Genomic DNA, 23332 nt, shown 5'->3' with positions numbered 1-23332 from the left:
CTGGTCAGCCCTGCTGCTGGCTCGGCAGCCGCCCCTCGGCCATGCGCTTGGCCACGTCGTGCCGCAGCCACAGCAGGTACGCCCACACCAGGCTGAACAGCACGCCGATGGCGCCGAGCGCGGTCAGCCAGAGCCACGACGCCACCATGACGACGTGGATCGCCGCGATCAGGTACACCGCCCACGAGTGCTTCAACAACGCACACGTGCCGATCAGCGCCACGATCAGCCCGAGCACCAGGTAGCCGGTGCCCGTGCCCACACCGCCGCCCAGCTTCGCCACCACCGGCAGGGCCAGGGCGACGACGATCACCTCGAGGATCAGCGTGGCCGCCATGATGCCGCGGAAGGACTTCATCGGGTCCTTCTTCGGCGCGGGAACGCCCTTGGGCGCCGGTGCGGGAGAGGTCACGACGGCTCCTTGCCGAACAGCGCCCGCGCGTCGCCCGCCGTGACGACCGAGCCGGTCACCACGACGCCACCGCCGGACATGACGTCGCCGTCGTCGCTCTCCTCGGCCAGCCGCACGGCCTCCTCGATCGCGTCGTCGAGGTGCGGCTGGACGACCATCCGGTCCTCGCCGAAGATCGGGATGGCCACACCCGCGAGCAGGTCGGGGTCCATCGCGCGCGGCGAGGAGTTCGAGGTCAGGACGACCTCCTGGACGACCGGTTCGAGCGCGCTGAGGATGCCCACGGCGTCCTTCTCCTGCATCACGCCGACCACCGCGACGAGCTTGCGGAAGCCGAACTCCTCGTCCAGCGCCTTGGCCAGCGCCTCCGCGCCGTGCGGGTTGTGCGCCGCGTCCACGAGCACGGTGGGCGCCGTGCGGACGCGTTCCAGGCGACCGGGTGACGTGACCGTGCCGAACGCCTCGCGGACGGCGTCGATGTCGAGCCTGCGGTCGGCACCCGCGCCGAAGAACGCCTCCACGGCGGCCAGCGCGAGCGCCGCGTTCGCGGCCTGGTGCGCGCCGTGCAGCGGCAGGAACACCTCGTCGTACTCGCCTGCGAGGCCCTGCAGCCGCAGCATCTGGCCGCCCACGGCGACGTCGCGCTGGATCACGCCGAACTCCGACCCCAGCCGGGCGACCGTGGCGTCGACCTCGGCGCACCGCCGCAGCAGCACCTGCTCGACGGCGGCTTCCTGCTTGGCCAGCAGCGCCACCGCACCGGGCTTGATGATCCCGGCCTTCTCCTCCGCGATCCCGGCCAGGTCACCGCCCAGGTACTCGACGTGGTCCAGGCCGATCGGCGTGATCACGGCGATCCGGCCGTCGGCGATGTTCGTCGCGTCCCACGACCCGCCCATGCCGACCTCGATGACGGCGGCGTCCACCGGCGCGTCGGCGAACGCCGCGAACGCCATGCCGGTGAGCACCTCGAACTTGCTCATCGGCACGTCGCCGCGCGCGTCCACGATCGACAGGTACGGCTCGATGTCGCGGTAGATCTCGACGTACCGCTCGGGGCTGATCGGCGCGCCGTCGACGCTGATGCGCTCGGTCGCCAGCTGCAGGTGCGGGCTGGTGTAGCGGCCGGTGCGCAGGCCGATCCGGGTGAGCAGCGCGTCGACCATCCGCGACGTGGACGTCTTGCCGTTCGTCCCGCCGATGTGCACGACCGGGTACGAGTTCTGCGGGTCGCCCAGGATGTCGGCCAGCGCGCGGATCCGGTCGAGGCTCGGCTCGATCTTGGTCTCGGGCCAGCGGGTGTTCAGCTCCGACTCGACCTGCCGCAGCTCCTCCAGCCCGCCCGTCTCGAACCCGGTCACGAGTTGTCCTGCGGCAGGGTCTCCAGGCGGGCGTGGATTCGGTCGATCTCGGCGTTGGCCGCCGCCAGCCTGGCCTGGATCTTGGCCACGACCTCGGCGGGCGCCTTGTCCAGGAACGCGGCGTTGCCGAGCTTGCCCTCGCACTGGGCGCGTTCCTTCTCGGCCACGGCGAGGTCCTTGGCCAGCCGCTTGCGCTCGGCCACGACGTCGACCGCGCCGGACAGGTCCAGCTCGACCTTGACCGTGCCCTTGGGCAGGCCGACGTCCAGCGAGACGCTGACGTTGAAGTCGTCGCCGGGCTCGGTCATCCGGGTCAGCGACCGCACCGCGGGCACCTGGTCGGTCAGGTCGACGCAGCACGCGCCCCGCACCTTGCCCGCGACCTTCTGCGCGGGCTTGAGGCCCTGGTCGGAGCGGAACCGGCGGATCTCGGTGACCAGCTTCTTCAGGCCCTCGACCCGGGACGCCGCCACCTCGTCACGCGCCGCGCCGGTCGGCTTCGGCCAGTCCGCGATGACGAGCGACTCGCCACCGGTCAACGTGGTCCACAGCGTCTCGGTGATGAACGGCGTCAGCGGGTGCAGCAGCCGCAGCACCACGTCGAGCACGTGCCCGAGCACGGACTGGGTGGCCTCGGCGCGCGCGCCGCCCTCGGCGAGCTGGACCTTGGCCAGCTCCAGGTACCAGTCGCAGAACTCGTCCCAGGTGAAGTGGTAGAGCGCTTCGCTGAGCTTGGCGAACTGGTAGGCCTCGAAGTGGCCGTCGACCTCGGCCACGAGCCCGTCGAGCAGGTCGAGGATCCAGCGGTCGGCGTCGGTCAGCTCCTCGCGCGGCGGCAGCGGCCGGTCGACCGTGGCGCCGTTGTTCAGCGCGAACCGGGACGCGTTCCACAGCTTGGTGGTGAAGTTGCGCGACCCGGCGGCCCACTCGTCGGCCAGCGCCATGTCCGAGCCGGGGTTGGCGCTGCGCAGCAGCGTGAACCGGGTGGCGTCGGCGCCGTAGGCGTCCATCCAGTCGATGGGGTCGATGCCGTTGCCGCGCGACTTCGACATCTTCTTGCCGAACTGGTCGCGGATCAGGCCGTGCAGGAACACGTGGTCGAACGGCTGCTTGCCGTCCATCGCGTACAGGCCGAACATCATCATCCGGACGACCCAGAAGAACAGGATGTCGTAGCCGGTGGACAGCACGCTGGTCGGGTAGAACTTGGCCAGGTCGGAGGTCTGCGCCGGCCAGCCGAGCGTGGAGAACGGCCACAGGCCGGACGAGAACCACGTGTCGAGCACGTCCTCGTCCTGCACCCAACCCTCGCCGGGCAGCTCGTCGTCGGGCCCGACGCACATCACCTTGTCGTTCGGGCCGTACCAGACGGGGATGCGGTGGCCCCACCACAGCTGGCGCGAGATGCACCAGTCGTTGAGGTTGTCGACCCAGTCGAAGTAGCGCTTGGCCAGCTCGGGCGGGTAAATGGTGGTGCGGCCGTCGCGGACCGCGTCGGCGGCGGGCTTGGCCAGCGGCTCCACCTTGACCCACCACTGCATCGACAGGCGCGGCTCGATGACGGTGTCGCAGCGCGAGCAGTGGCCGACCGAGTGCTGGTAGGGGCGCTTCTCGGCGACGATGCGGCCCTGTTCGCGCAGGGCGGCGACGACGGCCGGACGTGCCTCGAAGCGGTCCATGTTCTCGAACGGGCCGTGCGCGGTGATCACGCCGCGGCCGTCCATGACGGTGAGCGCGGGCAGGTCGTGGCGCTGGCCGATCTCGAAGTCGTTCGGGTCGTGCGCGGGGGTGACCTTGACCGCGCCGGTGCCGAACTTGGGGTCGACGTGCTCGTCGGCGACGATCGGCACGTAACGGCCGGTCAGCGGCACCTCGACCTCGGTGCCGATCAGGTGGCGGTACCGCTCGTCCTCCGGGTGGACGGCCACGGCCGTGTCGCCGAGCATCGTCTCCGCGCGCGTGGTGGCCACGACGATCGAGTTCTCGCCCGAGCCGTAGCGGATGGAGACGAGCTCGCCGTCGTCGTCGGAGTGGTCGACCTCGATGTCGGACAGCGCGGTCTGGCAGCGCGGGCACCAGTTGATGATGCGTTCGGCGCGGTAGATGAGGCCGTCGTCATAGAGCTTCTTGAAGATTGTCTGGACGGCGCGGGACAGGCCCTCGTCCATGGTGAAGCGGACGCGGGTCCAGTCGACGCCGTCGCCGAGGCGGCGCATCTGGCCGAGGATCTTGCCGCCGACCTCTTCGCGCCACGCCCAGACGCGTTCGACGAACTTCTCGCGGCCGACGTCGTGGCGGGACTTGCCCTCGCCGGCGAGGTCGCGTTCGACGGCGGTCTGGGTGGCGATGCCGGCGTGGTCGGTGCCGGGCAGCCAGAGCACCTCGTAGCCCTGCATGCGGCGGCGGCGGGTGAGCGCGTCCATGATGCTGTGGTTCAGCGCGTGGCCCATGTGCAGGCTGCCGTTGACGTTGGGCGGCGGGAGCACGATGGAGAACGGCGGCTTGTCGCTGGACGCGTCCGCCGTGAAGTAGCCGCGCTCGACCCACCGCTCGTACAGCCCGGCCTCTACCTCGGCCGGGTTCCAGGCCGGCGGGAGTTCGGAGCGCTGCGGTGCGGTGGGGGTCTCAGTCACGGTCGAAGTCTACGGAGGCGCGGGTATCGACTTCTAACCAGATACCTGGTAGCGGGTGTCGCGGCCACTCGGACGGGTCCCGTATCGACTTCTCCGCCCTGAGCTGGTAACGCCTTGGGTAGCGATCGGCGAGCGGGGGGAACGTGGACGAGTACCGGATCGAGGACCACCCCGACCTGAAGGACGCCGCGTGGGCGCGGGAGGCCGTGAAGCGGGCCGAGCGCGAGGCCAGGGTGCAGCGGCTGCGGTCGGTGCCGCGAAGGCCCCGGCGCCGGTTCTGGGTGGGCTTGGCGATCGTGGTGGCGGCGGCGCTGCTGGGCTGGGCGGTGATCGCGACCGAGTCGGGCACGCCGACGGGACAGCGCGGGGTCGACCTGGACGAGCCGTTCGCGGGCACGTCGGCGGCGTCGTGGGCGGACGGTGCCGACGGGGTCGTGGTGCCGGACGCGGTGCCGGTGGGCGCGTACTCGGCGGAGCAGGTGGAGGCGGCGTACCAGCGGGTGCGGGAGGCGGTGGTCGCGGCCCGGTTGGACCCGCGGGTGGTGCGCGACCACGACCTGGAGCCGTTGTTCGGGCTGTTCGCGCCGGACCTGCGCGAGTCGCTGCGGGTGTTGTTCGACGGCCGCAACGACGGCGAGGCGGCGTTGGTGGCCACGCGGGTGGACCGGGGCGCGCGGTTGGCCGAGGTGGAGCCGAAGGTGCGTGGCGAGATGGTCGCCGAGGTGGGTGCGCAGGGCGAGTTGTCGGTGCGGACGGACTACACGTTCGCGTACGCGTTCGCGCCGGACCGGCCGGAGTCGGTGCGGGGCCCGTTGGACGTGGTGGCGTTGTCGCGGTTCCAGGTGCGGTACTCGGTGCGCACGGGCAGTCCCGGGGTGGAGGGGCTGTGGGCGGACGCGTCGGTGGGTTCACTGCACTCGATCGCGTGTTCCAGTGCCAAGCGGGGCTACCTGGCGCCCGCGTTCACCGAGCCGTCCCTGCCTCCCGGGCTGGACTTCGACCTCAGCGCGCCGTCCTCGCCCGCCGACGGCTGCCCGGACTGAGGCCGTCACCCGTTCGGACGATTCGCGGCACAGTGGCGCCGATCACAATTGACCGTGATCACCGAGAATCGTCGCAGGTGGGAACGCCGGGAGCACGGGCCGTTCGCAACCCCTTGGGGCCCGTGACAGCGGTCCCGCGTCGGCCTGGCGCGCTCGGCGATCGGACAGACCGCCGGCGCGCTCGCGCGGGGTGCGCCGGCGGCCGACCGCGAGCGCGGTGGCACGGCGGACGCACAATAGGGGGCATGGACCGCAACCCGCCCCGGCAGGACATCGACGAGTCGCAGCTCGACGTCAGCGAGCCCAAGCGGTGGGCGGCGGGGCTGCCCGGTGTCGCGGTGTCGCTCCAGCGGGGTGTGGAGCAGATGGGCGTGGCCCGGACGGCGACCACGCTGCGGCTGCTCAACCAGCGCGAGGGCTTCGACTGCCCGGGCTGCGCGTGGCCGGAGCCGCAGGGGCACCGCAAGCTGGCCGAGTTCTGCGAGAACGGCGCGAAGGCGGTGGCCGAGGAGGCGACCAGGCGGCGCGTCGGGCCGGAGTTCTTCGCCGCGCACCCGATCGCCGAGCTCGCCGGCAAGACCGACTACTGGCTGGGGCAGCAGGGCCGGATCACCGAGCCGGTGGTGCTGCGCGAGGGCGCGACGCACTACGAGCCGATCGACTGGCACGACGCGTTCTCGTTGATCGCCGGGCACCTCAACGGTCTGGCGAGCCCCGACGAGGCCGTGTTCTACACGTCCGGCCGCACCAGCAACGAGGCCGCGTTCCTGTACCAGCTGCTGGTGCGCTCGTTCGGCACGAACAACCTGCCGGACTGCTCGAACATGTGCCACGAGTCGTCCGGTGCGGCGTTGTCGGAGACCACCGGCATCGGCAAGGGCTCGGTCGGCATCGACGACTTCAACCGCGCCGACCTGATCGTGGTGGTGGGCCAGAACCCGGGCACGAACCACCCCCGGATGCTGTCGGCGTTGGAGGATGCCAAGCGCGGCGGGGCGAAGATCGTGGCGGTGAACCCGTTGCCGGAGGCGGGGCTGCTGCGGTTCAAGAACCCGCAGAACGTGCGCGGCCTGGTGGGTGCGGGCACCAAGCTGGCCGACGAGTTCCTGCAGATCCGGCTCGGCGGCGACCAGGCGTTGTTCCAGGCCGTCGGCAACCTGCTGCTGTCGTGGGACGCGGTGGACCGCGAGTTCGTGGACGGTTACACGGAGGGCTTCGCCGAGTACGCCGACCACGTGCGGCGGGTGGACTGGGACTCGGTGGACGTCGCCACCGGCCTGCCGCGGGCCCAGGTGGAGCTGTTCGCCCGGATGCTCGCGGAGTCGCAGCGCACGATCTTCTGCTGGGCCATGGGGTTGACCCAGCACAAGCACTCGGTGCCGACGATCCGCGAGATCGCGAACGTGGCGCTGCTGCGCGGCATGATCGGCAGGACCGGGGCGGGCCTGTGCCCGGTGCGCGGCCACTCGAACGTGCAAGGCGACCGGACCATGGGCATCTGGGAGAAGATGCCGGAGAAGTTCCTGTCCGCCCTGGAGTCCGAGTTCGGCATCGACGTGCCGCGCAAGCACGGGTTCGACACGGTGGCGTCGATCCGGGCCATGCGCGACGGCGCGGCGAAGGTGTTCTTCGCCGTCGGCGGCAACTTCGTGGCGGCCACCCCGGACACGGCGGTGACCGAGGCGGCCATGCGCAAGCTGGATCTGACCGTGCACGTGTCGACCAAGCTGAACCGGTCGCACGTGGTGCACGGCCGGACGGCGTTGATCCTGCCCACGTTGGGCCGCACGGAGAGCGACCTGCAGCACACCGGCGAGCAGTTCGTCACGGTCGAGGACTCGATGTCGGTGGTGCACCGCTCGCGGGGCCGGCTGGCGCCCGCGAGCGACCGGTTACTGTCGGAGGTGTCGATCGTGTGCCGGTTGGCGCGGGCCGTGCTGGGGCCGGCGCACCCCGTGCCGTGGGAGGAGTTCGAGAAGGACTACGACCTCATCCGGGACCGGATCGCGCGGGTCGTGCCCGGCTGCGGCGACTACAACGTGCGGGTGCGCCGGCCGGACGGTTTCGTGCTGCCGCACGCACCCCGTGACGCCCGCGAGTTCACCGGCACCCGGTCGGGCAAGGCGCACTTCTCGGCCAACGACCTCACCGTGCTCCGGGTGCCGCCGGGGCGGCTGCTGCTGCAGACCATGCGCAGCCACGACCAGTACAACACCACGATCTACGGCCTGGACGACCGCTACCGGGGCGTGAAGGACGGCCGGCGGGTCGTGTTCGTCAGCCCCGAGGACCTCGACGCGCTCGACCTGCTCGACGGTCAGCACGTGGACCTGGTCAGCGAGTGGCCGGACGACCCGACCGGCGTCACGGAACGGCGTGCCGAGCGGTTCCGGGTGGTGGCCTACCCGACGGCGCGCGGCTGTGCGGCGGCGTACTTCCCGGAGGCGAACTCGTTGGTGCCGCTGGACTCCACGGCCGCCGTGTCGGGCACGCCGACATCCAAGTCGATCGTGGTGCGGCTGGAGAAGGTCGACGTGTGAGTCGGTGGGCGCACAAGCTTCCGGTAACGCCTGCGGCCGTTCGGGCGAACCAACCCACGTGAGGAGGACCGCGCTCGCCGTCGTGACCGTGCTCGCGCTCGCCGCGTGCACGAGCACGCCACCGAGCACCCCGACCACCGACCAACCACCGCCATCGACCGCGACCGACTCCGCGGGCGTGAACTGCGCGGACGCCCCGGCGGACGTCGTGGGCACCGCCCTGGGCCTGCGGCTGAACCACACACGTCAGACCATCACCGACAACGTCGTCCGCTGCACCTACGACGGCGGCACCACCGAGGTCCGCTTCGAGACCGGCGCGGACGCCGCGTCGTTCGCCAAGAGCCGCGCCGAACACGCCCGGGCGACCGACCTGCCCGGCTTCCACGACGAGGCCTACCACGCCACCGCCGTCACGGGCGAAGTCGTCCAAACCTCCGTCACCGCCCGCGCGGGCACGGTCCAGATCACCGTCACCACCGGCGCCACCACCGACCGGGCCCAACGGCTGGTCAACGACCTCTTCGCCGCCCTCTGAAGGTCACCGCTCCAGCACGGCCATCGCCGCGTTGTGACCGCCGATCCCGCTCACACCACCACCGCGCCGGGCGCCCGCGCCGCAGACGAACAGGTTCGCCACGTCGGTCTCGACGCCCCAGCGGCCGATCTCGTCCTCGTGCTCCGCGAACGGCCACGCCAGTTCGTCGTGGAAGATGTTGCCGCGCGGCAGGCCGAGTTCCGCCTCCAGGTCCAACGGCGAGCGGGCTTCCAGGCAGGGACGACCGTCGGCGTCCTTCGCCAGGCACGACTCGATGGGCTCTTCGAGGTGGGCGTTCAGCCCGGCCAGGTACCGGCCGACCAGCTCGTCCCGCAACCGGTCGTTGTCCTGCTCGAACAACGCGGCCGGCGTGTGCAGGCCGAACAACGTCAACGTGTGCCATCCCCGTTCGGCCAGTTCCGGCGCGAGGATCGAAGGGTCGGTCAACGTGTGGCAGTACATCTCCGCCGGCAGCACCGCCGGCACCTGCCCGGCCGCGCTCTCCCGGTACGCCGTCTCCAGCTGCCCGTACGACTCGTCCACGTGCAGCGTTCCCGCGAACGCCACTCGCGGGTCGACCCCGCTGCGGAACCGCGGCAGCCGTTCCAGCAGCATGTTCACCTTCACCTGGCAGCCCTCGGCCACGGGCCGGGCGGACCGGCCGCGCAGGAAGTCCAAAGTAGACGGTGCGACGCCGGACAGCACGAACTTAGCGCCCACCACGCGCCCGTCGTACTCGACCTCGGCCCGCACGCCGTCCGCGTCCACCCGGGTCACCTTGGCGCCGGTCACGATCCGCGCGCCCGCCTCCCTGGCCACCCGCAGCAGCTCCCCGGTCACCGCACCCATCCCGCCCACCGGCACCTGCCACTCACCCGTGCCGTTGCCGATCACGTGGTAGAGGAAGCAGCGGTTGGCCTTCAGGTCGTGCAACGACGTGTGCGTGCCGATCAACGCGTCCGTGGCGACGACACCGCGCACCACGTCGTCGGTGAACAGCTCCTCCAACGTCTCGCCGAGCGGCCGTTCCACGACCTGATCCCACAGCCGCACCCGCGCCACCGAGTCGACCCGCAGCCGTGCGTGCTCGCGAGACACCAGGGGCTCCAGCATCGTCGGCGACAACGCCTCGGCCAGCACCTCCAGGTCGTCGTACCACCGGCGCCACCGCTCCCACTCGGCGTCCGACCCCGTCAACGCCCGGAACGACGCCGCCGTCGCCTCACCCGGTTCGCGCTCCACCAGCAGGTCACCCGCGGGCGTGTACGACGACGCCGACCGCGACCGCAACGCCACCCGCAGCCCGAGGTCGGCCACGATCCGGTCGGGCAGCAGGCTGACCAGGTACGAGTACCGCGACAGCCGCGCCAGGACACCCGCGAACGCCTGTTCGCTCACCGCCGCGCCGCCGACGTGGTCGAGTTTCTCCAGCACCAGCACCGTGCGCCCGGCCCGCGCCAGGTAGGCCGCCGCCACCAGCGCGTTGTGCCCGCCGCCGACCACCACCACGTCGTAGGTCTCCACAGGGGCGACTCTATCCAGTGAACAACGCCGTGACCTTGCGGATCAGCTCGACCAAGCCGTACGCCAACGGCACGCCGACCCACAGCCACGCGAACACGACCATCCCTCGACCCTTCACCGGACCGCCTCCACTTCGGGCTCGTGGTACTTCGTCGCCACCGGCCTCACCAGCTCGTTCGCCACGAACCCGACCACCAGCAACGCGATCATGATGAACAGCGACGCCGTGTAGAGGTCGGGCCCGCTCTTCCCGGCCGCCTTCTGCCCGTCCGCGATCGCGTTCACGATCAACGGCCCCAGCACACCGGCCAACGACCACGCGGTGAGCAGCCGACCGTGGATCGCACCCACCTGGTACGTGCCGAACAGGTCCTTCAGGTACGCCGGGATCGTGGCGAACCCGCCGCCGTAGAACGACAGGATCACCATCGCGCACACCACGAACAACGGCAGCGACGCGTTCCCCGCCAACGCCAGCACCAGGTACGTCACCGCACCGACACCCAAGTACAGCCGGTAGACGTTCTTGCGCCCCACCAAGTCCGACGTGGACGACCACACGATCCGGAGCGGTCCAGGAAACCCACTGCCCGACACCTCCGTAACCTGGTGAGTGGCTTGCGAAAAAACTTAGCCAAGAGAAGGAGTTCGCCGATGGGGCGAGTCACCGTGCGTCGCCCAGTGGTCACGTATGCGCGACGAACGTCCCGCAAGAGGGTCGACGCGCTGGCCGCCGAGGAGCCGCTGGAGCTGAGGGTGGGCGGTAAGGCACTCACCGTGACCATGCGGACGCCGGGCCACGACGTGGAGCTGGCGCACGGTTTCCTGCTCAGCGAAGGCGTCATCAGCGGTCTGAGGGATATCTCGGTCGCCCGTTTCTGCGAAGGCACCGGACCGGACGGCCTGAACACCTACAACGTGCTCGACCTGACCCTGGCCGACGGCGTGGCGGCACCGGACCCGGGCGTGGAGCGCAACTTCTACACCACGTCGTCGTGCGGTGTGTGCGGCAAGGCGGCCCTCGACGCGGTGAAGCTCAAGACCCACCACTCCCCCGCGGCCGACCGCTGCACCGTCGACGTCGACGTCCTCGCCGCCCTGCCGGACGAGCTGCGCAAGCGCCAGAAGGTCTTCGCCGCGACCGGCGGCCTGCACGCGGCGGGCCTGTTCACCACCACCGGTGAGGCCCTGGTCGTGCGCGAGGACGTGGGCAGGCACAACGCGGTGGACAAGGTCCTCGGCTGGGCCGTGCTGAACGACCGGGTCCCGCTGGCGGGAACCGTCCTCATGGTCTCGGGGCGGGCCTCGTTCGAGCTGGTCCAGAAGGCCACCATGGCCGGCATCCCGGTGCTGTCCGCCGTGTCGGCGCCGTCGTCCCTGGCCGCCGACCTGGCCGAGGAGCAGGGCGTGACCCTGGTCGGCTTCCTGCGCGGCGACTCGATGAACGTCTACACCCGCCACGACCGGATCGCCGCGTGAGACCGCTGGACGGCGTCCTCGTCGTCAGCCTCGAACAGGCCGTCGCCGTGCCTTACGCCACCCGCCTGCTCGCCGACCTCGGCGCCCGCGTGGTCAAGGTCGAGCGGCCGGACGGTGGCGACTTCGCCCGCCACTACGACACCACCTGCGGCTCGGTGTCGTCGTACTTCGCCTGGACGAACGTCGGCAAGCAGTCGGTGACCCTGGACCTGAAGCACCCGGCCGCCCAGGAGGTGCTGAACCGGCTGGTCACGAGGGCCGACGTGGTCGTGTGCAACCTCTCGCCCGACGCCGCGCGTCGCCTCAACGTGGACGCTGCGTCACTCCGCCGGGTGAAACCCGACCTGGTGATCGGCGAGCTCTCCGGCTACGGCGACTCGGGCCCGTACGCGTCCCGCAAGGCGTTCGACGCCCTGGTCCAGTCCGAAACCGGGCTCATCGAGCTGACCGGGCAGGACGACGTCACCGCCCGCGCCGGCATCTCGGTGGCCGACATCGCCGCGGGCGTGCAACTGCAGTCCGCCGTCCTGGCCGCCCTCTTCCACCGCGCCCGGACCGGTGCAGGCGCCACGCTCAGCCTGTCCCTGTTCGAGGCGATGGCCGAGTGGATGCACCAGCCCATGCTCTACGCCGCAGGCACCGGCCAGGCCGCGCCACGCACCGGCGCGCACCACCCGAGCATCGCGCCCTACGGCCCGTTCCCGTGCGCGGACGGCACCGTCCACCTGGCCGTCCAGAACGACCCCCAGTGGCGCCGCCTCTGCCACCTCCTGGACCGCCCCGACCTCGCCGACGACCCCCGTTTCACCACCGTCACGTCCCGCGTGGCACACCGCCCGGCCCTGCACGCCGAACTGGACTTCACCGCCTGGACCGCCGCCGACCTGCTGGTCGCACTGGACCGCGCCGACGTACCCGCCGCCCGCACCCGCGGCGTCGCCGACCTGCCGGACCACCCCCAGCTCACCGCCCGCGACCGCCGGACCCGGATCCCGGTGCCCGACGGCGAGATCACCGCCCTGCGCCCACCCGTCGACTCCACCGCCTGGGACTGGACGCCCGCACCCGTGCCCGCCCTCGGCGAGCACACCGACCACGTGCTGCGCGAACTCGGCTACTCGGCGGAACGGATCGCGGAATTTCGGGCACAGTCGGCGATCTGACGAAACACGAACCCCGCTCACAGCGATGACAGGAGGGGATCGAGCGTGGGGGTAGGACGATGGTCGCGCGACGAACGGTGCTCGCCGCCCTGGCCGGCGGCGCGCTGGCAACCGCCGGCGTCACCGCCGCGTGGCACGGCAACGCACCGCTCGGCGAGGCACTGCGCCACGCGGTCGGCGTGGCGGGTCCCGTGCCCGCCGTGAAGCGGGCCGTCGTCCAGGTCGAACGCGTCCACTCGCACCACCGGGGCCGCGAGGTGGACCTGCTCACCATGGTCCCGCCGGGCGTGCCCACCAGGGACCTGCCCATGTCGATCCTCCTGCACGGCCGCTTCGGCAGCGCCCGCCAGGCACACGTGGGCGGCATGGCGGAAGTCCTGGTCTCAGCCGTCGCCCGCGGCCAGGTGCCCCCGTTCGGCTTCGTGGCCGTCGACGGCGGCGACCACTACTGGCACGAGAACGTCCCCGGCGACGACCCCATGGCGATGCTCCTCGAAGAAGTACCCCGCTGGCTGGCCGAAGGCGGCTACGGCGCACCGTTCGCCTGCACCGGCGTGTCCATGGGCGGCTTCGGCGCCCTCCTCTACGCCCGTAGGCGGCACGAGCGCCGCGAACCGACCAGCGCCATCGCCGTCATCGCCCCGGCCCTGCTCACCGACTGGGCCGAGATGTCCAAGCGCAACGCCTTCGCGAGCCCCCAGGACTGGGCCTCCCTCGACCCGCTCAAGAACCTCGACAAGCTGGGCAGCGCCCCGATCGGCGTCTGGGCAGGCGACCGCGACACCTTCATCACCGGCACCCGCCAGTTCATCGCCGCCGCCAAACCCGCCGTCGCCTCCATCGTCCCCGGCGGCCACAACGACACCCTGTACCGCAAGGTAATCCCCGACGTCATCCGCTTCCTGGGCAAACGCGTCCCCCGATAGCGCACAGGACGTCCACAGGACCTGCACACGCCTGTGGTTGCCTGGCCGCATGACGACGCAATCGGCCACCGCCCCGGACCCGATCACCTACTTGGACCACGCCGCCGAGGCAGGCCGCGCCTACAAGCAGCGGCTCCTGGACGCCCTCGACCTCCACCCGGACCACGTTGCCCTCGACATCGGCTGCGGACCCGGCACCGACCTCCCCGCCCTGGCCGAACGCGCCGGCGAGGTCATCGGCGTGGACGTCGACCCGGTCATGGTCGAGGAGGCGCGACGGCGCACCTCACACCTGCGGGTCGACGTGCGCGAGGGTGAAGCCCACGGGCTCCCGCTGCCCGATCGGAGCGTCGACCGCGCCCGGATCGACCGGGTCCTGCACCAGGTCGCCGACCCTGCCGCGGTACTGGCCGAACTGCGCCGCGTCCTGCGCCCCACCGGACGTGCCGTGCTCGCCCAACCCGACTGGGAAACCCTCGCCATCGACCCCGGCTCGGTCGCCACCAACCTCGCGTTCAACCGCTTCGTGTGCGACCGGATCGTCCCCAACCCCGTCATCGGCAGGCAGCTGGCCCGGCTCAGCACCGAAGCCGGCCTCACCGTCACCTCGATCGAGGCCGACACCCAACTCCTGCACGACTTCACCGCAGCCGACGACCTACTGGGCCTGACCCGCAACGCGCACCGCGCCGTCCAAGCCGGCCGCATCACCCACACGGCCGCCGACACCTGGCTGGAGGACCTGACCACCGGCCCGTTCCTGGCCGCCTTCACCCTCTTCCGAGTGACGGTCAGCGCGGCGTGAGCGGGACCCGCCCGCTCCGGACCCACTTCAGGACCGCACCCCACGAACCGTAGCCGGCATCGACGTTCAAGTGCCCGCCACCCACGATGACGTCGAGGTCGATCCGCAACGCCTCGGCCACTTCCTTGGCCTGCGTCAACGTGCAGTAGTGGTCGCCCTCGCCCACCACCAACCGGGTCGACACCGCCGCCCGCCGCACCACCGTCGGGTCGAGCACGGGGTGCAGGAACTCGGAGATCAACGGCTCTCCGTCGAAATCCGGCGCGGGCGGCGCCACTAACAGCACCCGGTCCACCCGCAACCCGGGATCGCACTCCCCGGCCGCGTGGTGCAGCCACAGCAGTCCCGCCAGCGAGTGCGCGACGACCACCCGTTCGACCGACCCGGCCGCGGGCATCGCGGCCAGGTGCGACCGCAGCTCGTCCAGCCACACCGACAAGCTCGGCGCGTCGGGCGAGCTGAACTGGGGCAGGTCCACCGCCCCACCGTGGTGGGCCAGTTCACCCGCCAGCCAGTTCTGCCAGTGTTCCGGCCCGGAACCACCCAGGCCGTGCAGGATCAGCGTGTGCGGCAGGGACAACTCAGGCCGACTTCTCACGACGTTCCCGGCGCGAAGGCTGCCGGGCCACGATGGTCGGGTTGACGTTCTCCTTCACGGTCTGCTCCGTGATGACGACCTTGGCCACGTCCGTGCGGCTGGGGATGTCGTACATCACCGGCAGCAGGACTTCCTCCATGATCGCCCGCAGGCCACGCGCACCGGTGCCGCGCAGGATGGCCTGGTCCGCGACCGCCTCCATCGCCGTGCGGGTGAACTCCAGCTCCACGCCGTCCATCTCGAACAGCTTCTGGTACTGCTTGACCAGCGCGTTCTTCGGCTCGGTGAGGATGCGGACCAGTGATTCCTTGTCCAGGTTCGTGACGCTCGCGACCATCGGCAACCGGCCGATGAACTCGGGAATCAGCCCGAACTTGATCAGGTCCTCGGGCATCGACTCGGCGTAGTAGTCCGCCGCGTCGACCTCGGCCTTGGTCCGCACCTCGGCGCCGAAGCCGAGGCCGCGCTTGCCGACCCGGTCCTGGATGATCTTGTCGAGGCCCGCGAAGGCGCCCGCCACGATGAACAGCACGTTCGTCGTGTCGATCTGGATGAACTCCTGGTGCGGGTGCTTGCGACCGCCCTGCGGTGGCACCGACGCCGTCGTCCCCTCCAGTATTTTCAGCAGCGCCTGCTGCACGCCCTCACCGGAAACGTCCCGCGTGATCGACGGATTTTCACTCTTTCGAGCGATCTTGTCGACCTCGTCGATGTAGATGATGCCGGTTTCGGCCCGCTTGACGTCGTAGTCCGCGGCCTGGATGAGCTTGAGGAGGATGTTCTCCACGTCCTCGCCCACGTAGCCGGCCTCGGTCAAAGCCGTGGCGTCGGCGATGGCGAACGGCACGTTCAGCATCTTCGCCAGCGTCTGGGCCAGGTACGTCTTGCCGCACCCGGTCGGCCCGAGCATGAGGATGTTCGACTTGGCGAGTTCCACGCCGTCGTCGCGGCCCTCACGCCCGCGGTCACCGGCCTGGATGCGCTTGTAGTGGTTGTAGACCGCCACCGAGAGCGTGCGCTTGGCCTCGTTCTGGCCGATCACGTACTGGTCGAGGAACTCGTGGATCTCGGCGGGCTTGGGCAGCTCGTCGAGCTTGACGTCACCGGCCTCCGCGAGTTCTTCCTCGATGATCTCGTTGCAGAGGTCGATGCACTCATCGCAGATGTAGACACCGGGGCCGGCGATGAGTTTTTTCACCTGCTTCTGGCTCTTGCCGCAGAAAGAGCACTTCAGCAGGTCGCCGCCGTCACCGATACGTGCCATGACCGCTGACCTCTGTCCCCTCCGGCGCACGACCTGGTGAGGTGCGCCTGACTGCTGATGTGGCGAGTGCCCGCTGGGTGCGGGGTCCGCCCGTTCCCCTCGACGGTACCTGTCCAACCCCGCTGCGCGGGAGGACCAGCGTGCCCCCGACGCGCCGAACCGCCCAGGACCCCTGGTCAGCTCGGCGTGTCGGGCGCCACGCCGAAATTACTTCGCCGAGAGCTTCCGGTAAGGCAGAACGCTGTCGACGATGCCGTATTCCTTCGCCTCTTCGGCGGTGAGGATCTTGTCCCGCTCGATGTCCGCGCGCACCTGCTCCGGCGTGCGGCTGGTGTGCTTGGCGAGCGTGGTCTCCAGCAGCCTGCGCACCCGCTGGATCTCGTTGGACTGGATCTCCAGGTCGGAGACCTGCCCGTAGACGCCCTCGGTGGCCGGCTGGTGGATCAGGATCCGGGCGTTCGGCAGCGCGTGCCGCTTGCCGGGGGTGCCCGCCGCGAGCAGCACGGCCGCCGCCGAGGCCGCCTGGCCCAGGCAGTAGGTCTGGATGTCGGGGCGGACGAACTGCATGGTGTCGTAGATGGCCATCAGCGAGGTGAACGAGCCACCCGGCGAGTTGATGTACATCAGGATGTCGCGGTCGGGGTCCTCCGACTCCAGCACGAGCAGCTGGGCCATCACGTCGTTGGCCGACGCGTCGTCCACCTGCACGCCGAGGAAGATGATGCGCTCCTCGAACAGCTTGTTGTACGGGTTGGACTCCTTGATGCCGTAGCTCGTGCGCTCGACGAACGACGGGAGCACGTACCGGGACTGCGGCGCGTGGAACTGGCTCACTTCAGGTCTCCTGGTGCTCTGCTCGCGGTCAGTTGGTCGACGCCTGGCTGGCGCGGGTGATCACCTTGTCCACGAAGCCGTACTCCAAGGCTTCCTGGGCGTTGAACCAGCGGTCGCGGTCGGAGTCGGCGATGATCCGCTCGACCGGCTGACCGGTGTGCTGGGCGATTAGCTCGGCCATCTCGTGCTTGGTCCGCGTCAGCATGTCCGCCTGGATCGCGATGTCCGCGGCCGTGCCGCCGACACCCGCCGACGGCTGGTGCATCAGGATGCGGGCGTGCGGGAGGGCGTGGCGCTTGCCGGGCGTGCCCGCGGAGAGCAGGAACTGCCCCATCGACGCGGCCAGGCCCATCGCGTAGGTGGCCACGTCGGGCTCGATCAGCTGCATCGTGTCGAAGATCGCCATGCCCGCGGTCACCGACCCACCGGGCGAGTTGATGTAGAACGTGATGTCCTTCTCCGGGTCCTCGGCGGCGAGGAGGAGGAGCTGGGCCACGATCTGGTTGGCGATGTTCTCTTCGACCTGCGTCCCCAGCACGATGATGCGCTCGCGGAGCAGACGCTCATAGACCGAGTCGTTGAGGTTCATCCCCGAGGCCGCTCGCATCATGGGCTCCGAGAAAGAGTGCTGCGTCACGTCTGCCTGCCTAACTTTCGCCGACTAGCTGTGCCGAAAAGAGTCTCGTAGCAACGACCTTAACGAAGGCGGGCGGCGTCGACGTCCCGACACCGCCCGCGTTCGCTCAGGGCTTCACTCCGCGTTCGCGGGTTCCTGCTCCTCGGTGGATTTCGCCTCGCCGAAAAGCTCGTCCAGGTCGAGCGCGTTGCCCGCCGAGTCGGTCACGGTGGCCTGGCGCACGACCGTGGCCAGCGCCTTGCCGCGGCGCACGTCGGCGAAGATCGCGCCGAGCTGGCCGGACTGCTGCGCCCGCTTGACGTACTCGTCCGGGCTGATGCCGAACCGCTGGGCCTGGTAGATGATCCGCTCGGTCAGCTCCGCGTCGGTCACGTTCAGCTGCTCGGCGTCGGCGATGGCGTCCAGCACGAGCTGGGTCTTGACCGCCTGCTCGGAGGCCTCGCGCACCTCGGCGTCGAACTGCTCCTTGGTCTGGCCCTGCTCGGCCAGCCACTCGGCGAAGCGCGCCTCGTCGTGGTCGAGGGCGTGGATGGCGTCGTGCGCCCGCGCCTCGACCTCGCCCGCGACGACGGCCTCGGGCAGCGGCACCTCGACGCTGGCCAGCAGCGCCTCCAGCACCTTGTCGCGGGCCTGGACGCCCTGCTGCATCTTCTTCACGCGGCCCAGGCGGGTGCGCAGGTCGGCCTTCAGCTCGTCGAGCGTGTCGAACTCGCTGGCCAGCTGGGCGAACTCGTCGTCCAGCTCGGGGAGCTGGCGCTCCTTGACCGAGTTCAGCACCACGGTGACCTCGGCGTCGCGGCCGGCGTGCTCACCGGCGACCAGGGTGGTGGTGAAGTTCTTCGACTCGCCCTCGGAGGCGCCGACCAGGGCCTCGTCAATGCCCTCCACGAGCTGGCCGGAGCCGATCTCGTAGGACAGGCCGGTGGTCTTGGCCTCCTCGACCTCCTCGCCGTCCACGGTCGCCGAGAGGTCGACCACGACGAAGTCGCCGTTCTGGGCCGGGCGCTTGACGCCGGTGAGGGTGGCGAAGCGAGCGCGCAGCTCGTCGAGCTGGGTGTCCACGTCCTCGTCGGTGACCTCCTGGTCGTCGACGCTGACGGTCAGCTCGCCGAAGGCGGGCACGGTGATCTCGGGGCGGACGTCGACCTCGGCGGTGAACGCCAGGGACTCGCCGTCCTCGATCTTGGTCACCTCGAAGTCGGGGCGGCCCAGGGTGCGCAGCTCACCGGAGCTGACGGCCTCCAGGTACTTGGCCGGGATGGCCTCCTGGACGACCTCGTCCAGCACGGGCGCGCGGCCGATGCGGCTCTCCAGCACGCGGGCGGGGGCCTTGCCGGGGCGGAAGCCGGGGATGCGGACCTGCTTGGCCAGCTTGCGGTACGCGCGGTCGAAGTCCGACTTGAGCTCGTCGAACGGCACCTCGACGTTGATCCGGACCCGCGTCGGGCTCAGGTGCTCGACGGTGCTCTTCAACGTGGTCTCCTCGTAACGGGCAGGACGTGCGGAACACCCCGTGAACGCGTAGGGGCGCGCCGGGATTCCGTCTGAGTCTAGGCGGTCGGCCGACCGCGCGGCGCCCGCACCCCGGCAGCGGGTGCGGCAACCCTGCGTGACGGGGCCGTGCGGCCATTGGCGTGGCAATACCCCGTGGGCGCGAATCGGTTCACGACAACGCGCGGTGAATTCGTGGCGTCGGTGGAATTACGCCCTTGCGACCGCGCGTCCGTTCCGCCTCTCGGGCACTCCTCGCCGCCTGCCCGCGCCCGCGGCGAAAATCACAACAGTGGTTCTTAACCCAGGGTTCGGGCGCCGGTGGCGCGCTCCGACGCCGCCCCGTCGGCCCCTCGACCCGGACAGCCTCCGCACCTCGGTGACCGAGACCGCAATTTCGCGGTTTCGCCAGCGGCGGTTCGGCCGCACCTATGCGGCTCAACGGTCGATCGACACGGCGATTCGTTAGGCCGTTCGAGTGGCACTGGGAGCCGTGAGCACAGCGGAGCACGTCATCACAGAGCGGGGCTGGCGCCGCCTCGTGTAACACGTATGTCGTAGAGACGACTAACAGTCGGCAACCGCCAGCGAGGGGAGGTTCGCCAGAAAGAGTGAATTGAGGCCGTTTGGAGTAGTGCCCGACGGAAAAGTTTCACTTGTCGAGATGACTCCAACCGCCGTAGTCCATTAGTGTGGGTTTCAGGTAGCGTGACGCCGGGATCCGCATGTTGGACCAGCAATAATTGACGTTGCCGGACGTTCTGGGGGGTCAGCAGCGGACGCAACCGGCAACCGGGACCGACAGGAACGAGCGAGACAATGTCATCGAGCTCTTTAACCACCTACCAGACAAGGTGCCGATGACCTGATGAGATCCATTCCGCCGCTGCCGAACACTAACCCAGGACCACCACTGGGCGCCGGCTGTGACTTCGGGGTCCGACGGGCCCCGCAGGCACCCACCGGCCACCGCGTACCACCCCTCGCGGTAGCGCGGCGATGTTGATCGACCTCAGGCCACGCGCACGCAGAAGCGCAGCCAGGTCAACTGCCGCCACGCAGAAGAGATCACGATGCCGTCCCGCACCGGCCTCATCGTGGACCACTTACACGCACCGTTGGGGAGCTCCATGGAGACGCGTCAGCTTTTGGCGTTCACAACTGTGGTTCAAACGGGCAGTTTCACCAAGGCAGCCGCCACGCTGAATTGCTCACAACCCACTATAACCACTCGGATCAAGGCACTCGAAGAGACCCTCGGCGTGCCGCTGTTCCGTCGACTTCCGCGCGGCATCCAGATGACCTCTGCCGGTGTCGAGCTATTGCCGTTCGCGCGGAACATCATCACCCTGACCGACAAGGCCAGGAAAGCCATCACGATGAACGGCGAGCCGCACGGCAAGCTGGTCATCGGCAGCGCACAGAGTCTGACCGACTACCGTCTGCTACCACTGATCGAGTACATGTGCTGGCGTTACCCGAGCGTCCAGATCTCACTCCACTCGCGCAACACCCAGGCGAACCTGACCTCGGTGCGTGAGGGGCGGCTGGACTGCACCTTCTTCATCGGCTCCGTGGAGCCCCGCGAGGGGTTGGAGACGACGGTGCTGTGCCCGGAGCCGCTGGTGATGGTCGCTGGTCCGACCCACGCCCTGACCAGGCGTTCGGTGATCACTGAGGACGAGCTGCGCGGCAGCACGCTCATCCGGGCCGAGAACGGCGCCAGTTACTACGAGCAGTTCGAGCAGGCACTGGGCCTGCAGGATGCCGAGTCGAAGTCGCCGGTGCTGGCGCTCGACTCGATCGACGCCGCCAAGCGGGCGGTCGCCTCGGGTCTGGGGATCTCGCTTGTCCCCGAGGTGACGGTCGCCGCGGAGCTCGCCGACGGCAGGCTGTGCCGCCTGCCCTGGGTCCCGCCGTTCCGGGTCTACACCCAGTTCGCGTGGCGGCAGGACAACTCCACCAACCCGTCGGTGACGGCACTCGTGTCGGCCGCGGCGCAGGTGGTCAGCGAGCAGGTGGCGACTCCGGCATGACACTGGGGAGCCGTTCTTGAGCACCCGGGCGCGGGTGTGCTCAAGAACGGCCCGCGTTTCGCGGTGCGAGGGCCGGGTAGCACGAACACATGACCGTCAAGGCGAGTGATCTGCGCGACCTGCTGACCTCCGACCTGCCCGACCCCACCCTGGTCCTGATCGAGGGCAGGCTGGCGGTCATCCCGGTGGACGACCTGGACACCGACCGCTTCCGCGGCGCACTGCTCCTGGTCTCCCGAACCGAACTCCTCGGCCGGGGCGTCGACGAGACCTCGCCGGACGAGGAACTGGAACGCCAAGCGGCCACGATCTCCACCGCCGTGAACGAGCTGGGCGCCTAGCTGCCGTCGTCCTCGTCCTCGGTCACATCGGGTTCTTCAGCCTCGACCCCGAAGCCCTGCGCCTGCTCAGGCGCACCCTGCCCGGGATCCGCCGCGGCGATCCGCGGCTTGCCGAACTCTGGGTTCGGCTCGAACGGCGCGGTGGTCATGGGGCCGGGTTACCCAAGAAAAGGCCCTGACCAACCACCCGGCCGGCCAGGGCAACCGTCGGGGCGACAGGATTTGAACCTGCGACCCCCCGCTCCCAAAGCGGGTGCGCTACCAAGCTGCGCCACGCCCCGGTCCACCCCAGCCTATCGCGACCGGCTAAGCTGACCACGCGCCCACCCCGGTAGGCGCGATGCGGGTGTAGCTCAATGGTAGAGCCCCAGCCTTCCAAGCTGGTCATGCGGGTTCGATTCCCGTCACCCGCTCCACCTCCTCCACCCCCGCCCTGCCCAACGTCCTCAATGGACGGTTCGGCGTCGGTGGGTCCCTCCGCCCCTCCGGTTCGCCTTGCGCTTCGGTGCGTGCCGCTCAACGGTGGTGATCGTCTCTTGCCCGGTGGGGTGGGACTTGCGGGGATCAGGTGGGCGATGTCCTGCGGTCATGCGATGGAATTGGGGCGATGTCGCGCCCCGGTGGGATATTGGTGACGTGAATTCACGCTGTTGGGGCGGGTTTTGGCTTGGCAATTGCACCTCCGCGGGTATTAGGCTCGGCGTGACGAGTTGTTGCCCACCCCCTTGGCACGTGCGGGCTCGTCGTGTGGTTGCGGGAAGCGAGTAGGGGCATTGCGCGCTTCCCGCAACCCGGACTTGGCGATCGGGGTGGAAGTGCTGGTCGCAGGCGTGGTGGTGTCCAGGGGCCGGCGGGTGGGTACGGGGACGGGCCTTGGTCGGCGCATCATGTAGCCATGCGTCTGGACCAGATCGTGGTGGATTGTCTTGAGCCCTCACGCCTTGTGCGTTTTTGGGCGGAGTTGCTCGGTGGGGTGGCGGTGGAACGGGAGCACGGGTGGGCGCACGTCGTTCCGCCCGGGTGGCCGCGTATTTCCTTCCAGCCGGTGCCCGAGGCGAAGTCGGTGAAGAATCGGCTGCACCTCGATATCGACGTGGACGACATCGCAGAGGCGACGAAGAGGGCGACCGAGTTGGGTGCGACGCCGCAGGGCTCGGTCCAGGTTGACGAGCAGGGCAGTTTCCAGGTCCTGGTCGATCCGGCGGGGAACGAGTTCTGCTTCGTCAAGGCGCACACGTGACCGGTAGGCAGGTCACGAAGTCACGGCGCGCCACAGCGCCTCGCCGAAGCGGATCGCCAGCACCACCATGAAGACGCCGATGGCGAAGGTCGCCAGGCATCTCAGGATCACCCGCAGCTTCGTCACGCGCACAGTGTGCCCCCTACCACGGCCCGGAATCAGCCCGTCGCGGCAGCTACGGCGGCACGGAGAGCGCGCACCACGCCGACATCCCCCTCCACCGACACGTGCCCTCCCCCACAGCCACAGGTCACGGCGGACGGCGAGCCGCTGACCACGGCGGCGGGGTCGGCCCCGGGGCACTCCTCGTGCAGCGCCACGGTCCACTCACGGCCCGGCACACGCAACGTCACGGCTCGCCCGGACGTGTGTACCCCCGGCGGTTGGTGGCAGCCCAGCCACAGGCGCAGCAACTCCAACGAGTGTGCATCCATCGGCGCGGCATCGCGGAACCGACGGCCTGGACG

The 23332-nt window shown here is 69.9% G+C and carries 22 protein-coding genes, 2 tRNA genes and 1 pseudogene; 11 read left to right on the top strand and 14 right to left on the bottom strand.

Annotated features, from left to right (window positions below):
• Positions 1-4: 4 nt before the first annotated feature.
• Genes A6A25_RS14335 through A6A25_RS14325 form a run of 3 tightly spaced genes read right to left on the bottom strand, consistent with a single transcriptional unit; the run spans position 5 to position 4406 of the window.
• Positions 5-412, bottom strand: coding sequence for a DUF4233 domain-containing protein (locus tag A6A25_RS14335; RefSeq protein WP_073889499.1), 408 nt, complete (start codon positions 410-412; stop codon positions 5-7).
• On the bottom strand, positions 409-1773 hold the full coding sequence (folC, locus tag A6A25_RS14330; protein WP_083668321.1) for a bifunctional tetrahydrofolate synthase/dihydrofolate synthase: 1365 nt from the start codon (positions 1771-1773) through the stop codon (positions 409-411). Before folC ends, A6A25_RS14335 begins: the two co-directional genes overlap by 4 nt.
• The gene (locus A6A25_RS14325; RefSeq protein ID WP_073889493.1) at positions 1770-4406 is read right to left on the bottom strand and encodes a valine--tRNA ligase; all 2637 of its coding nucleotides are present in this window, start codon (positions 4404-4406) and stop codon (positions 1770-1772) included. The genes folC and A6A25_RS14325 overlap by 4 nt, the downstream gene beginning before the upstream one ends.
• Before the next feature lie 143 nt (positions 4407-4549).
• Here A6A25_RS14325 and A6A25_RS14320 point away from each other — a divergent pair, with 143 nt between their 5' ends.
• From A6A25_RS14320 to A6A25_RS14310, 3 genes are all read left to right on the top strand, one after another.
• Positions 4550-5449 carry a hypothetical protein gene (locus A6A25_RS14320; protein WP_073889490.1) on the top strand — a complete coding sequence of 300 codons (900 nt, stop codon included), beginning with the start codon at positions 4550-4552 and terminating at the stop codon, positions 5447-5449.
• Between the two features lie 245 nt (positions 5450-5694).
• Positions 5695-7989, top strand: a complete 2295-nt coding sequence (locus A6A25_RS14315) for an FdhF/YdeP family oxidoreductase (protein WP_073889487.1) — start codon at positions 5695-5697, stop codon at positions 7987-7989.
• 58 nt (positions 7990-8047) lie between these two features.
• Positions 8048-8527, top strand: a complete 480-nt coding sequence (locus A6A25_RS14310) for a hypothetical protein (RefSeq protein ID WP_143193148.1) — start codon at positions 8048-8050, stop codon at positions 8525-8527.
• Between the two features lie 3 nt (positions 8528-8530).
• Here A6A25_RS14310 and A6A25_RS14305 read toward each other — a convergent pair whose 3' ends face one another.
• The 3 genes and pseudogenes from A6A25_RS14305 to A6A25_RS14300 all read right to left on the bottom strand — a co-directional run.
• Entirely contained in the window at positions 8531-10051 is a 1521-nt protein-coding gene (locus A6A25_RS14305) for a phytoene desaturase family protein (protein WP_073889480.1), read from the bottom strand.
• Positions 10052-10061: 10 nt separating this feature from the next.
• Positions 10062-10169, bottom strand: a complete 108-nt coding sequence (locus A6A25_RS46815) for an MFS transporter small subunit (protein WP_443217052.1) — start codon at positions 10167-10169, stop codon at positions 10062-10064.
• Positions 10166-10618 (bottom strand): annotated as a pseudogene (locus A6A25_RS14300) (MFS transporter); the annotation flags it as partial. The gene A6A25_RS46815 and the pseudogene A6A25_RS14300, both read right to left, overlap by 4 nt.
• A gap of 87 nt (positions 10619-10705) precedes the next feature.
• On the opposite strand from A6A25_RS14300, the gene fdhD reads away from it, so the two are divergent.
• The 4 genes from fdhD to A6A25_RS14280 are packed head-to-tail and all read left to right on the top strand — an operon-like array spanning position 10706 to position 14424.
• Positions 10706-11530, top strand: coding sequence for a formate dehydrogenase accessory sulfurtransferase FdhD (fdhD, locus tag A6A25_RS14295; protein ID WP_073889477.1), 825 nt, complete (start codon positions 10706-10708; stop codon positions 11528-11530).
• Complete coding sequence (locus A6A25_RS14290) at positions 11527-12693, top strand: CaiB/BaiF CoA transferase family protein (RefSeq protein WP_073889474.1); 1167 nt, start codon at positions 11527-11529, stop codon at positions 12691-12693. Before fdhD ends, A6A25_RS14290 begins: the two co-directional genes overlap by 4 nt.
• A 59-nt stretch (positions 12694-12752) precedes the next feature.
• Positions 12753-13619, top strand: coding sequence for an alpha/beta hydrolase (locus A6A25_RS14285; protein ID WP_143193147.1), 867 nt, complete (start codon positions 12753-12755; stop codon positions 13617-13619).
• 49 nt (positions 13620-13668) lie between these two features.
• A complete protein-coding gene (locus A6A25_RS14280; RefSeq protein WP_073889469.1) occupies positions 13669-14424 on the top strand; it encodes a methyltransferase domain-containing protein in 756 nt (251 codons plus the stop codon).
• Here A6A25_RS14280 and A6A25_RS14275 read toward each other — a convergent pair.
• From A6A25_RS14275 to tig, 5 genes are all read right to left on the bottom strand, one after another.
• The gene (locus A6A25_RS14275) at positions 14411-15022 is read right to left on the bottom strand and encodes an RBBP9/YdeN family alpha/beta hydrolase (protein WP_241828671.1); all 612 of its coding nucleotides are present in this window, start codon (positions 15020-15022) and stop codon (positions 14411-14413) included. The two genes, A6A25_RS14280 and A6A25_RS14275, sit on opposite strands and share 14 nt — an antisense overlap.
• Positions 15006-16286: an ATP-dependent Clp protease ATP-binding subunit ClpX gene (gene clpX, locus A6A25_RS14270; protein ID WP_053722864.1), complete on the bottom strand. Its 1281-nt coding sequence runs from the start codon at positions 16284-16286 to the stop codon at positions 15006-15008. The genes A6A25_RS14275 and clpX overlap by 17 nt, the downstream gene beginning before the upstream one ends.
• A 207-nt stretch (positions 16287-16493) precedes the next feature.
• Positions 16494-17120, bottom strand: coding sequence for an ATP-dependent Clp protease proteolytic subunit (locus A6A25_RS14265; protein ID WP_073889462.1), 627 nt, complete (start codon positions 17118-17120; stop codon positions 16494-16496).
• A 28-nt stretch (positions 17121-17148) separates the two neighbouring features.
• Positions 17149-17757 carry an ATP-dependent Clp protease proteolytic subunit gene (locus A6A25_RS14260; RefSeq protein ID WP_073889459.1) on the bottom strand — a complete coding sequence of 203 codons (609 nt, stop codon included), beginning with the start codon at positions 17755-17757 and terminating at the stop codon, positions 17149-17151.
• Between the two features lie 114 nt (positions 17758-17871).
• Positions 17872-19230 carry a trigger factor gene (gene tig, locus A6A25_RS14255; protein ID WP_073889455.1) on the bottom strand — a complete coding sequence of 453 codons (1359 nt, stop codon included), beginning with the start codon at positions 19228-19230 and terminating at the stop codon, positions 17872-17874.
• 1148 nt (positions 19231-20378) lie between these two features.
• On the opposite strand from tig, the gene A6A25_RS14250 reads away from it, so the two are divergent.
• Together A6A25_RS14250 and A6A25_RS14245 are read left to right on the top strand one after the other, a co-directional pair.
• Entirely contained in the window at positions 20379-21284 is a 906-nt protein-coding gene (locus tag A6A25_RS14250; RefSeq protein WP_073890071.1) for a LysR family transcriptional regulator, read from the top strand.
• 89 nt (positions 21285-21373) lie between these two features.
• Complete coding sequence (locus tag A6A25_RS14245) at positions 21374-21625, top strand: hypothetical protein (RefSeq protein ID WP_073889452.1); 252 nt, start codon at positions 21374-21376, stop codon at positions 21623-21625.
• On the opposite strand, the gene A6A25_RS44715 is transcribed toward A6A25_RS14245, so the two are convergent.
• A complete protein-coding gene (locus A6A25_RS44715) occupies positions 21622-21774 on the bottom strand; it encodes a hypothetical protein (protein ID WP_198932698.1) in 153 nt (50 codons plus the stop codon). The two genes, A6A25_RS14245 and A6A25_RS44715, sit on opposite strands and share 4 nt — an antisense overlap.
• 58 nt (positions 21775-21832) lie before the next feature.
• Positions 21833-21906 (bottom strand) — tRNA-Pro (locus A6A25_RS14240).
• A gap of 61 nt (positions 21907-21967) precedes the next feature.
• Between A6A25_RS14240 and A6A25_RS14235 the strand changes: the two genes are divergently transcribed.
• A tRNA-Gly gene (locus tag A6A25_RS14235) sits at positions 21968-22041 on the top strand.
• A 479-nt stretch (positions 22042-22520) separates the two neighbouring features.
• Positions 22521-22865 (top strand): VOC family protein, encoded by a 345-nt coding sequence (locus A6A25_RS14230; RefSeq protein ID WP_073889449.1) that lies wholly within the window; start codon positions 22521-22523, stop codon positions 22863-22865.
• A gap of 158 nt (positions 22866-23023) precedes the next feature.
• On the opposite strand, the gene A6A25_RS42950 is transcribed toward A6A25_RS14230, so the two are convergent.
• Complete coding sequence (locus A6A25_RS42950; protein ID WP_143193146.1) at positions 23024-23299, bottom strand: hypothetical protein; 276 nt, start codon at positions 23297-23299, stop codon at positions 23024-23026.
• Positions 23300-23332 lie beyond the last annotated feature (33 nt).

This window comes from Saccharothrix sp. CB00851, from assembly GCF_001905065.1.
Lineage (GTDB): Bacteria > Actinomycetota > Actinomycetes > Mycobacteriales > Pseudonocardiaceae > Actinosynnema.
This window is presented reverse-complemented; position numbering and strand designations above follow the sequence as displayed.

What these genes read in the sequence shown, in the direction of transcription:
- A6A25_RS14285 (WP_143193147.1), top strand. Translation starts at nt 12,753, where the DNA reads ATGGTCGCGCGACGAACGGTGCTCGCCGCCCTGGCCGGCGGCGCGCTG.
- A6A25_RS14245 (WP_073889452.1), top strand. Translation starts at nt 21,374, where the DNA reads ATGACCGTCAAGGCGAGTGATCTGCGCGACCTGCTGACCTCCGACCTG.
- A6A25_RS14315 (WP_073889487.1), top strand. Translation starts at nt 5,695, where the DNA reads ATGGACCGCAACCCGCCCCGGCAGGACATCGACGAGTCGCAGCTCGAC.
- clpX (WP_053722864.1), bottom strand. Translation starts at nt 16,286, where the DNA reads ATGGCACGTATCGGTGACGGCGGCGACCTGCTGAAGTGCTCTTTCTGC.
- A6A25_RS44715 (WP_198932698.1), bottom strand. Translation starts at nt 21,774, where the DNA reads ATGACCACCGCGCCGTTCGAGCCGAACCCAGAGTTCGGCAAGCCGCGG.
- A6A25_RS42950 (WP_143193146.1), bottom strand. Translation starts at nt 23,299, where the DNA reads ATGGATGCACACTCGTTGGAGTTGCTGCGCCTGTGGCTGGGCTGCCAC.
- A6A25_RS14230 (WP_073889449.1), top strand. Translation starts at nt 22,521, where the DNA reads ATGCGTCTGGACCAGATCGTGGTGGATTGTCTTGAGCCCTCACGCCTT.
- A6A25_RS14250 (WP_073890071.1), top strand. Translation starts at nt 20,379, where the DNA reads ATGGAGACGCGTCAGCTTTTGGCGTTCACAACTGTGGTTCAAACGGGC.
- A6A25_RS14280 (WP_073889469.1), top strand. Translation starts at nt 13,669, where the DNA reads ATGACGACGCAATCGGCCACCGCCCCGGACCCGATCACCTACTTGGAC.
- fdhD (WP_073889477.1), top strand. Translation starts at nt 10,706, where the DNA reads ATGGGGCGAGTCACCGTGCGTCGCCCAGTGGTCACGTATGCGCGACGA.